At 65.4% G+C, this 14,883-nt stretch carries 16 protein-coding genes; 8 read left to right on the forward strand and 8 right to left on the reverse strand.

All coding sequences use genetic code 11. The annotated features are described in order from the left end of the window. Window positions 1–3 precede the first annotated feature (3 nt). Complete coding sequence (locus AU185_RS18565) at window positions 4–399, forward strand: CoA-binding protein (RefSeq protein ID WP_059098792.1); 396 nt, start codon at window positions 4–6, stop codon at window positions 397–399. Here the strand turns inward: AU185_RS18565 and AU185_RS18570 are convergent. Together AU185_RS18570 and AU185_RS18575 are read right to left on the reverse strand one after the other, a co-directional pair. Beyond that, on the reverse strand, window positions 396–1,085 hold the full coding sequence (locus AU185_RS18570) for a hypothetical protein (protein ID WP_059098793.1): 690 nt from the start codon (window positions 1,083–1,085) through the stop codon (window positions 396–398). The two genes, AU185_RS18565 and AU185_RS18570, sit on opposite strands and share 4 nt — an antisense overlap. Further along, entirely contained in the window at window positions 1,082–1,672 is a 591-nt protein-coding gene (locus AU185_RS18575) for an Rv1363c family protein (RefSeq protein WP_059098817.1), read from the reverse strand. Before AU185_RS18575 ends, AU185_RS18570 begins: the two co-directional genes overlap by 4 nt. On the opposite strand from AU185_RS18575, the gene AU185_RS18580 reads away from it, so the two are divergent. Beyond that, window positions 1,671–3,713, forward strand: coding sequence for a M13 family metallopeptidase (locus tag AU185_RS18580; RefSeq protein WP_156425596.1), 2,043 nt, complete (start codon window positions 1,671–1,673; stop codon window positions 3,711–3,713). The two genes, AU185_RS18575 and AU185_RS18580, sit on opposite strands and share 2 nt — an antisense overlap. Window positions 3,714–3,765: 52 nt before the next feature. On the opposite strand, the gene AU185_RS18585 is transcribed toward AU185_RS18580, so the two are convergent. Continuing rightward, entirely contained in the window at window positions 3,766–4,728 is a 963-nt protein-coding gene (locus tag AU185_RS18585) for a L,D-transpeptidase (RefSeq protein WP_059156998.1), read from the reverse strand. 164 nt (window positions 4,729–4,892) lie between these two features. On the opposite strand from AU185_RS18585, the gene AU185_RS18590 reads away from it, so the two are divergent. Beyond that, entirely contained in the window at window positions 4,893–5,186 is a 294-nt protein-coding gene (locus AU185_RS18590) for an MTH1187 family thiamine-binding protein (protein ID WP_059100811.1), read from the forward strand. Here AU185_RS18590 and ricR read toward each other — a convergent pair. Both ricR and AU185_RS18600 read right to left on the reverse strand, forming a co-directional pair. Further along, entirely contained in the window at window positions 5,183–5,473 is a 291-nt protein-coding gene (gene ricR / locus AU185_RS18595; RefSeq protein WP_059100810.1) for a copper-sensing transcriptional repressor RicR, read from the reverse strand. The genes AU185_RS18590 and ricR overlap by 4 nt on opposite strands. Before the next feature lies 1 nt (window position 5,474). Next, window positions 5,475–6,086, reverse strand: a complete 612-nt coding sequence (locus AU185_RS18600; protein WP_059100809.1) for a DUF305 domain-containing protein — start codon at window positions 6,084–6,086, stop codon at window positions 5,475–5,477. A gap of 78 nt (window positions 6,087–6,164) precedes the next feature. Between AU185_RS18600 and ilvD the strand changes: the two genes are divergently transcribed. Next, window positions 6,165–7,895, forward strand: a complete 1,731-nt coding sequence (gene ilvD, locus AU185_RS18605) for a dihydroxy-acid dehydratase (RefSeq protein WP_059156999.1) — start codon at window positions 6,165–6,167, stop codon at window positions 7,893–7,895. Between the two features lie 4 nt (window positions 7,896–7,899). On the opposite strand, the gene AU185_RS18610 is transcribed toward ilvD, so the two are convergent. After that, entirely contained in the window at window positions 7,900–8,421 is a 522-nt protein-coding gene (locus tag AU185_RS18610) for an MBOE_33420 family protein (protein WP_059099208.1), read from the reverse strand. Between the two features lie 101 nt (window positions 8,422–8,522). Further along, window positions 8,523–9,188, reverse strand: coding sequence for an O-methyltransferase (locus AU185_RS18615; RefSeq protein ID WP_059099207.1), 666 nt, complete (start codon window positions 9,186–9,188; stop codon window positions 8,523–8,525). Window positions 9,189–9,463: 275 nt separating this feature from the next. Here AU185_RS18615 and AU185_RS25695 point away from each other — a divergent pair, with 275 nt between their 5' ends. Next, complete coding sequence (locus AU185_RS25695) at window positions 9,464–10,177, forward strand: type VII secretion target (RefSeq protein ID WP_231740295.1); 714 nt, start codon at window positions 9,464–9,466, stop codon at window positions 10,175–10,177. A 212-nt stretch (window positions 10,178–10,389) separates the two neighbouring features. Beyond that, window positions 10,390–11,292: an ESX-1 system-associated protein gene (locus AU185_RS18625; RefSeq protein WP_502687736.1), complete on the forward strand. Its 903-nt coding sequence runs from the start codon at window positions 10,390–10,392 to the stop codon at window positions 11,290–11,292. Between the two features lie 1,107 nt (window positions 11,293–12,399). Here AU185_RS18625 and AU185_RS18630 read toward each other — a convergent pair. Continuing rightward, entirely contained in the window at window positions 12,400–12,633 is a 234-nt protein-coding gene (locus AU185_RS18630) for a hypothetical protein (RefSeq protein WP_156425580.1), read from the reverse strand. A gap of 206 nt (window positions 12,634–12,839) precedes the next feature. Here AU185_RS18630 and AU185_RS18635 point away from each other — a divergent pair, with 206 nt between their 5' ends. Together AU185_RS18635 and AU185_RS18640 are read left to right on the forward strand one after the other, a co-directional pair. Beyond that, entirely contained in the window at window positions 12,840–13,517 is a 678-nt protein-coding gene (locus tag AU185_RS18635; RefSeq protein WP_059099204.1) for an EspK C-terminal domain-containing protein, read from the forward strand. Window positions 13,518–13,577: 60 nt separating this feature from the next. Continuing rightward, window positions 13,578–14,861, forward strand: coding sequence for an HNH endonuclease signature motif containing protein (locus AU185_RS18640; protein ID WP_059157001.1), 1,284 nt, complete (start codon window positions 13,578–13,580; stop codon window positions 14,859–14,861). Window positions 14,862–14,883 lie beyond the last annotated feature (22 nt).

Raw genomic sequence — 14,883 nt, forward strand, 5'->3', positions numbered from 1 at the left:
GGAATGGACCTCGAGCAGATACTGCGGGAAACCCGCACGGTGGCGATCGTCGGCGCATCGCCCAACCCCGACCGCGCCAGCCACGAGATCTGGACGTATCTCAAGGCGGCCACCGATTACGAGTTGTATCTGGTGAATCCGACGGTCGGCGAGATCGACGGCACACCGGTCTATCCGTCGTTGGCCGATCTTCCCGTCGTGCCCGATCTCGTGGACGTGTTCCGCCGACGCGAACACCTGCCCGCGGTCCTCGCCGACACCGTCGCCGTCGGCGCCAAGGTGCTGTGGCTACAGCTGGGGCTGTGGGACGAGCAGGTCGCCCGTGACGGCGCCGCCGCAGGGCTGCGGGTGGTGATGGACCGCTGCATCAAGGTCGATCACGCCCGCCTGCTCGGTTAGCGGGAGTGGATCGGCGACACGTCGTCGACCAACCATCGGCCGTCTTTTTTCGACAACGCCACCCGCAACGCCAGGACTGCGGTGTCGGTCGGCTTGCCCGGCGAGTTCTGCGTGGCGTGCAGGACCACCGCGACGCTGGCGGCGTTCGGTCCGATCGCCTCGACGCCCGCGGACACCGTGCTCGCCTGCGCGGAGACGTTGCGGCTCGTCAAATCCTCTGCCACCGACGAGAATTCGTTCTTGAAAGCATCGGCGCGTTCCGGCGACATCATCGCCGCCGCCCGGTCGATCGACGCGGTGGGGCTCTGCGGGGTGAACGACGCGGAGGCCTCGGCGACACTGCTGGCGATGCCCACCACCTCAGTGCTGTCTTTGCGCAGCGTGCGGTCCGGCACCGTCCAATGCAGGTAGCCGACGAGCACCGCGGCCGCCACCGCCGCCGTCGCGACCGCGGCCACTCCCAAACGCAACCCGGGACCGTCGTCGTCGGTGCCGACGGTCACCGCGTCGCGGCGCGCCAGCACCGCGTTGACCACGACACCCTCGACGATCAGCAGGCACAGCACCGAGCACACCGCAACCCACCACAGCGGCCAGGCCAGCGCGATGCCGATGTACGCCAGCGCCGCTACCGCGGCCAGCGGAGCGGCGACGTCGAATGCGGCGACCCGCCAGGCGTTCCTCATCGGATCGGCTCCAACCGCGAGATCATCAGCTTGCCGTCCACGTCGGACACGTCCAGCCGCAAAGTCCAGCGCACCGTCTGCGGCTTCTGCTCGCCGGCGTTCTCGCTGATCGACGTCGCCACCACCAGCACGGTGTCGGTGCGCGACGCGAACTCGGTCACCTCGGGCTGGGGTTTCGGCGGTCGTGCACCGTCGCGCCCCGGCTGCGGATGGTGGATCGACTCGACGGCCACCGAGTCGATCTGACCGGTGGTCTGCGTCTGCAGTTTCTGCACGAGCTCGCGGTAGGGCTCGACGGCCGCGTCGAAGTCGGCGTTGAGCTGTCCGACGGTGTTCTCGTGCAACTTGACCAGGTCGGACTGCACGGTGTCCTTGTTCATGTTGATCAGCACGCTGGTCCAGTCGGCGGCGGCCTGCATGACGCGGGCGCGATACCGCAGTTCGTCGGTGTCGGCACGATGCTGGACCCAGATCAGGGCGGCGAGCGCGACCGCGACGACTGCGATCACCCCGAGCACCGCCGACGCGATGCCGTAGCTGGTGATGACGGGACCGTCCTCGGCCGCGGTGGGCTCGTCGTCGGGCATGCGCGTGAGGGTACCCGGCAAGCTCTGGCACCCTGGTGGGGTGACTGTCGAAGCAATCCGATCAGGCATCGACCTGAGCCACGTCGACGCCCAGGCCCGCCCCCAAGACGACCTCTTCGGCCATGTGAACGGCCGCTGGTTGACCGAGTACGAGATGCCGGGCGACCGCGCCACCGACGGCGCGTTCCGCTCGCTCTACGACCGCGCCGAGGAGCATGTCCGCGACTTGATCGCCGGAGCCGCCACGGCGGCGGCATCAGGCAGCGGGGCGGCGTCCTCCGGCGGCACCGACGAACAGCGCATCGGCGACCTGTACGCCAGCTTCATGGACGAACAGACGGTCGCCGCGCGCGGTGTGCAACCGCTGCTGGAGGAGTTGGCGGCGATCGACGCAGCCGACACCCCCGAGGCGCTGGCCCGGGTGCTGGGTGCGTTGCAGCGCACCGGCATCGGCGGCGGCACGGGCGTCTACGTCGACACCGACTCCAAGGACTCCACTCGGTACCTGCTGCACTTCAGCCAGTCCGGTCTGGGCCTGCCCGACGAGTCCTACTACCGCGACGAGCAGCACGCCGAGATTCTCGCCGCCTACCCGCGGCACATCGCGGCGATGTTCGGGTTGGTCTACGGCGACGGTGACCACGACGAGACCGCGGCGCGCATCGTCGCGTTGGAGACCAAGCTGGCCGCCGCGCACTGGGACGTCGTCAAGCGTCGCGACGCCGACCTCACCTACAATCTGCGCGCCTTCGCCGACCTGCCCACCGAAGCGCCCGGCTTCGACTGGGCCGGTTGGGTGACCTCGCTCGGCACGACGCCCGAGATTGCCGCCGAAGTCGTTGTCCGCCAACCTGATTACCTGACCGCGTTCGCTGCGGCGTGGTCGGGCGAGGATCTAGAGGACTGGAAACGCTGGCTGCGCTGGCGGGTGATCCACGCCCGCGCATTCCTGCTGACCGACGACCTGATCGCCGAGGACTTCGCGTTCTACGGCCGCCGGTTGTCAGGCACCGAGCAGATCCGCGACCGGTGGAAGCGGGCGGTGTCGGTGGTGGAGAACCTGATGGGCGACGCGGTCGGCAAGCTTTACGTCGAGCGGCATTTTCCGCCGCACGCCAAGCAGCGGATGGACGAACTCGTCGCCAACATCCGCGAGGCCTACCGCGTCAGCATCAACTCGCTGGACTGGATGACGCCGGCCACACGGGAGAAGGCGCTGGCCAAGCTCGACAAGTTCACGCCCAAGATCGGTTATCCCGTGAAGTGGCGCGACTATTCGAACCTGGTGATCGAGCGCGACGATCTGTACGGCAACTACCGGCGCGGCTACGCCTTCGAGTACGACCGCGAGATGGCCAAGCTCGGCGGACCCGTCGACCGCGACGAGTGGTTCATGACGCCGCAGACCGTGAATGCCTACTACAACCCGGGTATGAACGAGATCGTCTTTCCCGCAGCGATTCTGCAGCCGCCGTTCTTCGACGCCGACGCCGACGACGCCGCCAACTACGGCGGCATCGGCGCGGTGATCGGCCACGAGATCGGGCATGGCTTCGACGATCAGGGCGCCAAGTACGACGGTGACGGCAACTTGGTCGACTGGTGGACCGACGAGGACCGCACCGAGTTCGGGGCCCGCACAAAGAAGTTGATCGAGCAGTACGAAGAGTACGTGCCGCGTGCGTTGAGCAACGGGCATCACGTGAACGGCGCGTTCACCGTCGGCGAGAACATCGGCGACCTCGGCGGGCTGTCGATCGCGCTGTTGGCCTACCGGCTGTCGCTCGGTGACCGGGAGGCGCCCGTCATCGACGGTTTGACGGGCGAACAACGGGTTTTCTATGGCTGGGCTCAGGTGTGGCGGGCGAAATCCCGCGACGCCGAGGCCATTCGGCGACTGGCGATCGACCCGCATTCACCGCCGGAGTTCCGGTGCAACGGCGTCATCCGCAACATGGATGCGTTCTACGAGGCGTTCGGCGTCACCGCAGACGACGCGCTCTACCTGGAACCCCAACGCCGCGTACGCATCTGGAATTAGGGGTTTCGGTGCGCTACCAATCGCGCAGCGATCAGTAGCGCACCGAAACCGCTCAGAACATCTGCCAGTCCGACGCGCCGTCGGGCTTGTTGTAGGTCCCGGTCGAGTTCTTGATGACGACCGCGTCACCGCTGCCGAAGTTGTCGAAGAACCACTTAGCGTTGGCCGGGCTCAGGTTGATGCAGCCGTGGCTGACGTTCTCTTCGCCCTGCGAGCCGACCGACCACGGCGCGCTGTGCACGAACGTGCCGAGGTTGTCGATGCGGACCGCGTCCTTCACCTTGAGTTTGTAGCCCTCGGGCGAGTCGACCGGCACACCGTAGGTGGACGAGTCCATCACGATGTCGGGGAACTTCTCCAGCACGTAGTACGTGCCGTTGGGGGTGTCATGGCCCTTCTTGCCCATCGATACCGGGAAGGTCTCCACCAGCTCGCCGTTGCGGTGAATCTCCATCTGCAACGACTTGTTGTCGATGGTCGCGACCAGTTGCTCGGGCACCGTGAAGCTCGACTTGGTGCCGGACGCGTCGATGTTCACCACGGTGCCCGCGGGCCAGAAGTCCTGCGGGCGCCACCGCACCTGGGTGTCGGTGGTCCAGTAGAAGCGGCCCGGCACCGGCGGGTTCGACGAGATGTGGATGGCTTGCTCGGCCATCGCCCGGTTGGCGATCGGCCGCTGGAAGTTGATGTAGATCGGCTTGGCGGCGCCGACGATCGACCCGTCGGTCGGATTGAAGGACGGCGGTGCGAACACCGGCGCCCCGACATAGGGCGTGGGGTTCTGTCCGGCCGGGGTGCCCTCCGGAATCGGATGCTGCTGCGCCAGCGGGTCGGGGGGTCCGAAGAACGGGTTCGATGATGGCGGCGCAGGCGCTACGGCCGGGTTGACGGGCGCCGGCGGCGGCGGCGGAACACCAGGTTGAGCCAGGGCTGACGGGCTGGTGAGCACCATCCCGCCGACAAAACCCGCCGCCAGGATGGCAGTGAGCAGTCGGGTGCGCGTTGGCCTGCGCATACATAACCTCCCAGTCGCAGAACTCCAACCAGTGTGGCATAGCGCGCGGAGCGCCGACCGCCGTGCGGGCCGCCCCGAAACCTGGGCAGCGCTCAGTCCACACCCTTGACCTGCATTGTTCATCGTCGGCGAGCGCTGAGCGTTACGGGTGGCAGGCTGGTCGAATGATTGTGGCCTTCAGCGTGAGCCCGATGGGCGCAGATGAGAGCGTCGGTGACGCCGTTGCCGAAGCGGTGAAGGTGGTCCGCGCTTCGGGACTGCCGAACGAAACCAATGCGATGTTCACCAACCTCGAGGGCGACTGGGACGAGGTGATGGACGTGGTGAAGCGGGCCGTCGACGCGGTCGCCGCGGCATCGCCCCGGGTGAGCCTGGTCCTCAAGGCCGACATCCGCCCCGGCCACACCGATCAACTGACGGCGAAGGTCAGGCGCATCGACGACGCGTTGGGCCATTAGGACCGCACCAGACGCGCGATGGCCGCCGACGCCTCGGCCAGCTTCACGTCGGCCTCCTCACCGCCCTCCGCGACGGCTTGGGACACGCAGTGCCCGAGGTGTTCGTCCAGCAGGCCGAGCGCGACCGATTGCAGCGCGCTGTTGACCGCACTGATCTGGGTGAGCACGTCGATGCAGTACTTGTCGTCCTCGATCATCTTCGCGATACCGCGAACCTGGCCCTCGATTCGACGCAGCCGCTTGGCGTAGTTGTCCTTCTGCTCTGAATAACCATGCACCGCAGTCATTTCAGCCCTTCAACATTCGGTTCATCTGGTCAATCTCGGCCTGCTGGGTGTCGACCATCGTCTGCGCCAGGCGCTTCGCGTCGACGTTCTCGCCGTTCGCCAGCTCGGCTCGAGCCATCTCGATCGCCCCCTGATGGTGGCTGATCATCGACTCGAGCCACAGGGTGTCGAACTCCGGACCGGACAGAGACTTGAGTTTGGCCATGGTGGCGTCGTCGACCATGCCCTGCATCGCGGCGTGACCCCCGTGTCCGCCGTGCCCGGTGTCGGAGTCGGGGTTTTCGTTCCACTGCACGAGCAGCACCTTCATGGCCTGGATCTCTGGCTCCTGCGCGGCGGAGATCTGCTCGGCGAGGGCTTTCACCTCGGGATTCGTCGAGCGCTCCGGAACCAATGCCGAGAGCTCGACGGCCTGCTGGTGGTGCGGGATCATGTTCGTCGCGAAGGCGACGTCATCGGAGTTGAAGCCGGCCGGTTGCCCGCTGATCACCGGCTCTTCGGGTTGCTCGTGTTCGGTGTGACCATTGGATGCGTTGCTGCCGCAGGAGGCCAGCAGCAGCGCGGCGGCGAAGGCGGTCAGGACAGCGGTGAGGCGAGCGATCAACGACGTCATGACCCCAGACTACCGCATACCCCGCCGGGGTATAGATATTGGTTTGGCCGGGTGAAACGCCGAAGGCATACTTGTTTGATGCCCTCACAGACTCCGGACACCGAAGCCCGCCGTCGGGCGGAGCCCGACATCAAGCCCCGCAGTCGCGACGTCACCGACGGCCTGGAGAAGGCCGCCGCCCGCGGGATGTTGCGCGCGGTAGGCATGGAGGACGACGACTTCGCCAAGCCGCAGATCGGTGTCGGGTCGTCGTGGAACGAGATCACGCCGTGCAACCTCTCGCTCGACCGCCTCGCGAAGGCGGTCAAGGACGGCGTGCACGCGGCCGGCGGGTTCCCGATGGAGTTCGGCACCATCTCGGTGTCCGACGGCATCTCGATGGGCCACGAGGGCATGCACTTCTCTCTGGTGTCGCGCGAGGTCATCGCCGACAGCGTCGAGACGGTGATGATGGCCGAGCGACTGGACGGCTCGGTGCTGCTGGCGGGGTGCGACAAGTCGCTGCCCGGCATGTTGATGGCCGCCGCGCGCCTCGACCTCGCCAGCGTGTTCCTCTACGCCGGGTCGATTCTGCCGGGCAAGGCCAAGCTGTCCGACGGCACCGAGATGGACGTGACGATCATCGACGCGTTCGAGGCGGTCGGCGCGTGTGCGCGCGGCCTGATGCCCCGTGAGGACGTCGACGCCATCGAGCGGGCGATCTGCCCGGGCGAAGGCGCCTGCGGCGGCATGTACACCGCGAACACGATGGCTTCGGCCGCCGAAGCGCTCGGCATGTCGTTGCCCGGTTCGGCTGCGCCGCCGGCCACGGACCGCCGGCGCGACGGGTACGCCCGCCGGTCAGGCCAGGCCGTCGTGGATCTGCTCCGCCGCGGTATCACCGCGCGCGACATCATGACCAAGGAGGCGTTCGAAAACGCGATCGCCGTCGTGATGGCGTTCGGCGGGTCGACCAATGCGGTGCTGCATCTGCTCGCCATCGCCCACGAGGCGAACGTCAAGTTGACCCTCGACGATTTCACGCGGGTCGGGCAGAAGGTTCCGCACCTGGCCGACGTCAAGCCGTTCGGCAAGCACGTCATGTTCGACGTCGATCGCATCGGCGGCGTGCCAGTGGTCATGAAGGCCCTACTGGATGCCGGTCTCCTGCATGGTGATTGCCTGACGGTCACCGGTCAGACGATGGCCGAGAATCTCGCGCACATCGCGCCGCCTGACCCGGACGGCAAAGTGCTACGCGCCCTGGCCGATCCGATCCACCCCACCGGCGGCATCACGATTCTGCACGGTTCGCTGGCCCCCGAAGGCGCGGTCGTGAAGTCGGCGGGCTTCGATTCGGACGTGTTCGAGGGCACCGCAAGGGTTTTCGAGCGTGAGCGCGCCGCGCTGGACGCGTTGGAAGACGGCACGATCCAGGCCGGCGACGTCGTCGTGATCCGCTACGAGGGACCCAAAGGCGGTCCCGGGATGCGCGAGATGCTGGCGATCACCGGTGCCATCAAGGGCGCCGGGCTCGGCAAGGATGTGCTGCTGATGACGGACGGCCGATTCTCCGGCGGCACCACCGGACTGTGCGTCGGACACGTGGCGCCCGAGGCTGTCGACGGCGGCCCCATCGCATTCCTGCGCGACGGCGACCGTATCCGCCTCGACGTCGGCAACGGCACGTTGGATGTGCTGGTCGATCCGGAGGAATTCGAGGCGCGCAAGGTCGGCTTCGAGCCGTTGCCTCCGGTGTACACCACGGGTGTCCTCGCGAAGTACACCAAGCTGGTGCACTCGGCGGCGGTCGGCGCAGTCTGCAGCTAGCCGATCAGCCGGGCGGCGGCGGGTCGATGGGTGTCAGCCTGATCGGCACCCAATGTGTGCCTGGTCCCTCACCGGGGCAACCAGCTCCCTCGGTAACTAAGGTCCGCTCGCCGAAGAAGCTGCCGTCAGGGTTGGGCATGAGATAGTCCGACCGTTGGGCCTGCACGGCGCTGCTGGGATCGTTCCGATTGCAGAAGTAGGGATATCTCCCGCTGGTTTCCCAGCGGGAGATATGCCATCTGTACTCGTAAACCAAGGGAGCGCCCGGATTGCGGGCGTGGTCGTCGTTGTTGTCCCAACGCACGACGCAACCGTTCACGTCGCAATGGGTGGTGAATGGAACAGGCACGGTTATCGAATTCATCGGCGTCGGCAGACCGTTGAACGTCTGCTTCGAGAAGTCGATGAACACGTCGTAGTACCCGTACAGCGGCGGTGGTTCAACGCGATCCGCGCCGGCGACTGGCGACAGGAGGAGCGCGGTGCAGCCCGTGAACACCGCGATCGAGAACGACTTTGACGCCACGAGGGCCTCCTTCGTCGCGAGCCCCCAGCGGGCGGAGAGCTCTTCGGGCTCTGGATAACACAACTGGGCGGCGGAGTTCGCCGAATCGGCAATGCCGTGGGCTACCCGGTGATACGGGCGAGCGCGAAGCCGTCCCAGCCCTTGGTGCCGACGGTCTGGATCGCGGCGACTTCCAATTGCGGATGGTTGCCCATCATCTCGAGCATTTCGCGAACGGCCCGTGCTTGACGGTCGTCGGGGGCCGGATCGAGAACGCGTCCGAAGCGAGCGATGTTGTCCACCACGATGATCGAGCCCGGCTTGCCTAGCTTGATAGCCCACTCGACATACGCGATGTTGTTTTCCTTGTCGGCGTCGATGAAAGTGAGGTCGAAGGTGTCGCCGCGCTCGGAGAGAGTCGGCAGGGTGTCGAGTGCCGCTCCGACGATGATCTCGACGCGGTCTTGCACCCCCGCTCGGATGAAGTTCTCCCGCGCGATCGCGGCGTGCTTGGGTTCGTATTCGAGGGTGACGACGTGACCGTCGGGCCCCACGCCGCGGGCGAGGTTGATGGTGCTGTACCCGGCGAGGGTGCCGATTTCCAAGGCGCGGGTGGCTGACGACAGGGTGGTCAGCAAGTAGAGGAGCCGGCCGTGTTGAGCAGACACCTCGATGGCGGGCATGCCGGCTGCGTCGGCGGATTCACGGGCTTCCCGGAGCGCGTCGTCTTCGGTGCGAAGGAAGCGGTTGAAGAGGTCGTCGAGCGCCTTCGGATCGGGTTCGGCCACAGGGCAACGCTAGTCCAGTGGGCCGTTGATTCGTTCTGCTCTCTTTGCTGCGGGCGCCGGTACGGGTGGTGTGGTCACTGGTTGGCAGTCCGTCTAACGGGGGCAGAAGGTAACTCGGCACGCGCGGCGCGGCTGCGATCAGCGGTTGGGTAGACCTCGCTTTCGCGTGGTAGCGACGTCAAACTGCCGGCGGGGCTGATATAGCTGGTCCGGTAGCATTTGCTCCGTGACGCCTGAGGGGGTTTGCCCGACGCTGAGCGTGGTGCGGAGTGACGATGACTGAGGTTCTGCGGGTCGATACGGGCCTGGTGCGCGAGGCCGGTGGACGGTTGCGTGGAATCGCCGCCGAGCTCCCCGAGCCTCCGGCGGTGTACAGGCCGACGGGAAGCGACGCCTTGTCCGCGGCGATCGCCGCGAAGGTGACCGAGGTCGTGGATCCAGTGCTCGCACAGATGCCGGTCACGAAAGAAGAATTGACCAAGTATGCGCTGAACGTGGTCAACGCCGCGAACACATACGACGCCGTAGACGCACAACTCGCCGAGGAAATTCTCAAGCGCCTCGAATCGCTCGATGACGCCGCGCGTACGGGCCGCGATGGTGGCTCACCGGGCGGCGTTTCGGTTGCAGCGCTACGCGCAACGGGTACGGCGGCGGGCGGGGCCACGTCAGGAAATTCACCGGTCCAGGGCGCGGCGCAGCAGCCGATGCAGTTGGCGCAGCAGGCGGTGCAGGCGCCGATGCAAATGGCTGGCATGGCAGGGGCGATTCCGCAAGCAATGACGCAGGGCATGCAACAGGCCATGCAGCAGGCTGGTCAGTTGTCGGAGGCTGCCCGTGCGGGCGACGAGGCGCGCACGCCCGAAACGACTTCCGAACCGCCGCAGGATCTGGCGGCACCGGGCGATGATGGAGAGCGTGCGCCGGATGACGCAGTCGCGTCGAACCAGATGCGTTCGGCCGAGGGAGGACCGGAGATCGCCCTGTGAGCTATCCACCGCCGGGAGGACCGCCGCCGGGTAATTACGGTCCGCCCCAAGGGAATCCGGGACAGTGGGGTCCGCCGCACCAGCCGCCGTGGCCGCAACAGCAATGGTCGCAAGGTCCACCTCCGAAGAAGCGGAGCAACGGCTGGAAGTGGGCGCTTGGCGGAGTAGCTCTCCTAGCCGTTATCGGATTGACTGCAGCAGTGACGATTTCGGTGACTTCGGATGATGGGGACAGCGGAGACACATCACCATCGGGCGAGACTTATGGCCTAGCAAGCGCTGACGACAGGGGCCCAGCGACCATCATCACTGAGGACCCTACGTGCGCGGCATGGATGCCTATCAATAGAGCCCTGGGCGCGGTCCTAAAACGCGGTTGGAGCAGGCGCGACGCAACGATCCCAGAAGGAAATTGGACGCCCGACTTGCGAGTGCAATACGAAGAAGTCGGTGACGCATTGAAGCTGGCGACAGATCAAACTGTGCGGTTAGCGAAGCAGACACCACACCGAGTCATGCGAGAGCTCTACGAACAATTTATCGCATACGGACGCGCTTTCACTGATGCAATTCCGACGTATACAGAGGAAGACAATCACCTCGCTCTTGCGTCTATAACCACGACCAATGTGGTGGTTTTCGTGTGCTCAGCCATCCACTACGGATCAGCGAAGGCGCGAGCCCCGCTGATAGATGCACCCCCGAGCCCGTCCGAGGTGCCGAAACTGGCCGATCCTGATGCGGCCGCACCGCTCTTTGCGCGCGCAGACACCACCTGTGACGAGTGGGATCGGATCCTCAACGGATTCAATGATCAGACTAAAGCCTGGCAGTCGATCGACCCCGATATCCCAGCAACCGACTGGACGGCCGAGCAGCGAGCAGTTGTCGAAGCTGTCATACCAGTGATGCACCGATCCGCCGACGACTTCGAGAGGCTTGGCGAAGAAACGACCAATCTCACATTGAGGGATCTTGCGGTCTTTGCAGCTCAATATCGTCGTGCCTACGCCGAAGCCTTACCCACCTACATAACCGCCGATAAATACCTGGACCTCACTGCCTACAGAGTGAGCTCGGTTATCTATGAAGCTTGCAAGGCTGTCGGAACATAGCAATGGGAATACTTCGTCCACATGACCCATACGGCTTGACGTCTCCGCCTGCGTGGCCAGATGTTGACGAAGATTCTTTGCGCACATGTGCCGATGCGTTCGATTCCGTGTCGAGGTCGCTGAGTCTCCAACTTGACTGTATAAAACAGGAGAAGACACTCATGTTCGGAGGAGTCGGCGCTTGGTCGGGGCCGGCTGCATGTTCAGCCAGCTCGTCGATTGACAGACGGCTTGCGGACCTCGAATCCGTGAAAGGAAGAGTCGAGGCCGCATCTACAGCGTTCAAAAACTGCATCAGCGCAACGGTTCATAGCAAGAATGCGATAATCGACAATGTAGAGGTTGCGAACAAGATTCTTGACTGGATTCGCAATCATCCAGACATCCCGAGCGATGCCAAAGAAGCTGCAATTCAGAAGGGAATTGCCGCGATTCGTGCTGAGAATATCGCGATCGTCGCGATGGCTGGCTCTCAAGTTTCAGGTGTGCCGCTCACGACTTCGGATACTCCCAGTTCGTCTCCAGATGACGTGGTCGTTTCTGACGGCGATCAGCCGTCGGCCGATATGACAGTACAACCGGTCAGCAATTGGCGGGGCCCAGAGGGAACACCTGTAATCGCTGAGGACCTCCCCAGCGGACCATCTCCCTCAGAAAGCACGAACGGGAATGGTAAGACCGGCGCTCCACAAGGAATTAGCGATATAGCTGACGAAACACTACAAGACGCGTTTACCGACCCGCCTCGCGAAAATGGAGCCACACGCGGCCCACTTGGCACGTCCGATACGGCCGAAGAACCACCCTTGTCTTCGAACCCAGTACCACCGTCCGATCCCAACTCACCCCCGGGCTTAGTCGGTGTACCCGGCGTCCCAGGCGGTTCCGGTGCACCGGCACCTCCACGTCTCAACACCCCGGCGGTTCCTCTATCGTCCGGTAGCTCTGCGCCGTCGACACCATCCGCTCCCTCGACGCCATCGGCACCGACTACGCCCAGCACACCCAGCACTGTCAATCCCGCTGCGACAGCGGCAAATCAAGCGCAGATTAGCGACTTTCAACGGTCAATCGCCGATGCGGCGACCCGAGCGGCGCAGGCGGCGCCTATTCCACCGCCTCAACCATCCGCTCCCCTTCCCACCGCGCAACCGCCTGCACCTCCCCTACTTCCCGACGCACCCGCAGCGACGCAGCCCAGTCAGACCGCGTCGGCCACCGGCTCGACCAGTGGGGGCTCGGCACCCGTCGCGCCGCCGCCAACCGCGCCCGCCCCAACTCCCGCGCCACCTGTTCAACTCGGTCCACCAGCGACACCTCCACCCGCGGCACCCGTCGCACCCACCGCTCCCGCGACCGCCGGCATACCCCCGGCCGCCGCAGCTGCTGCGGGTGCGAGCACCGTTGGAGCCCCTGCGCCGGTACCGGTTTCGGCTGCCCGAGCCCAACGCGAAGCGGTCGCCGCTGCCACCTTACGGAGGTCCAGCAGCGACCACACCCAATTAGCCCACCGTATCGCCGCAGCTCTCAACGTCGGCAACACCGACATGGGCTTCTTCTGGGTCACCGGACTGGCGAAGGACGGAACCATCGTCGTCGCCAACAATTACGGTCTCGGCTACATCCCCGAAGGCGTGAACCTGCCCGAACGGGTCAAGATGGCCACCGCCGACGAGAGCATTCCCACCAAGGTACGCGGCACCTGGACGACGTATCCCATTCTCGCGCTTCATGGTTGGGTGCAGCACCACGACACCGATCTGCGCGCCGTCATCGCGACCGAAGACCAGTTCAAGGGCTTCGATCCCGGCGCCCCCAAGATCATCCTGCGTCCGGACGACATTCCCGAGAACGGCCAGATGGAAGGCCGTCACCGATTGCAGGTCATATCACCCGACGCCGCAACGAAATTGGCTGCTATCGCCCCCAGCGGGCTCACCGAAGTTCTTCCCGCACCGCCCACCGACGCCACCCCACCCGACGACAATCGCGCGCTGTTGTGGTTCGAAGTCTTTCGCCCCTTGCTCAGCAACGCACCGGAGCGCGGCCAGGCGCAGCTGCAGCATTTCGTCGCCTACGCCGACCATGCCCAGCAACTCGCGCTTCACAAAGCGCACACCGCGACAGAAGCTGCCGACCAGCGTGCCGCGATCGCGGACTGGATCTACTGGCAGCACCTCAGCGTCTTGAACTCCGAGGCTATCGCCACGAGCGCCACCGTCTGACACCTTCGGACCCGCAGTCAGCCACCCGGATTTGTCGGTGGGTGCTGTCATGATGCGGTTATGGTTTCGTTCGCTCCTTCTGGTGTTGAGGTGGATTTGAGTCGCCTCGAGCGTTTGGAGGAGTTGTTTGGGCAGTTGGAGGAGTTGGCGGGTCAGCGCAATGCCGTTGATGGGCGCATCGTGGAGATCGTCGCCGAGCTCGATCACGACAACTTGTGGGGGATCACCGGGGCTCGGTCGGTCAAGGCGTTGGTGGCCTGGAAGTTGGGTATGGCCGAGGCGACGGCCAAGACGGTGGCTGCGATCGCCGATCGGTTCGAGGAGTTCCCGCGCTGCACCGCCGAAATGTCGCAGGGCCGATTGTCGTTGGATCAGGTCGGCGTGATCGCCCAGCGCGCGGGCCATGGTTCTGATGAGCATTACGCGAAGCTGGCGTCGGTGGCCACGGTCAACCAGCTGCGCACCGCGGTCCGCCTCGAACCGCGCCCGAAGCCTGACCCCAGGCCTGAGCCGCAGCGGTCGATCACCAAGATCACCGGGGCGCAGTTCAGCACCTACCGGATCACCGTGCCCAATATCGAGGCGGCCAAGGTCGACGCCGCGCTGCAGTCCCATCGTGAGGCGTTGATCAGCGAACACACCGGCGAGTACGGTCCCGACACCCCCGGCCAGGAGCACGAACGCCGTGCCCAGCGCGAGGCGCAGTGTCTGCAGCCGTTTCCGACGCTCACCGATGCGTTCCTGCGCATGGTGGAATCGGCCTGGGACGCCGATGTGGTCCGGCGCCCGCACGGGCAGCACACCAGCGTGATCGTGCATCTCGATGTCGACAAGCGCGCCGGCTGGCTGCATCGGGGCTCGCTGCTCTCTGATGCCGATCGGCAATATTTGTTGTGTGATGCCAGCTGTGAGGTGTGGTTGGAACGCCGCGGGCAGCTGATCGGCGCCGGGCGCACCACGCGCCAGATCAGCCGCCGGCTGCGCCGGGCGCTGGAGCACCGCGATTCGACGTGTGTGGTGCCCGGCTGTGAGGCCACCCGCGGTCTGCACGCTCATCACCTTCGGCATTGGGAAGACGGCGGGCCGACCGAGTTGGACAACCTGGCGCTGGTGTGTCCGTATCACCACCGGATGCATCACCGCGGCGAGATCACCATCACCGGACCCGCCCCCAACCTGACCGTCACCGACAACGCCGGGCGAGAGCTGACCAACGCATCACTGGCCCGGCCCCCGACCCAACCCCCACCCCCGGCCGCACCCTGGCGCGGACCGATCGGTGAACGCGCCGACTGGTGGTGGTACAGCCCCTTCGAACCCCAACCCCCACCATCACCCAACTGAACCGGCGACGATCGCCGATCCC

The sequence above is a fragment of the Mycobacterium sp. GA-0227b genome, from assembly GCF_001499855.1.
In the GTDB taxonomy this organism is placed as follows: Bacteria; Actinomycetota; Actinomycetes; order Mycobacteriales; family Mycobacteriaceae; genus Mycobacterium.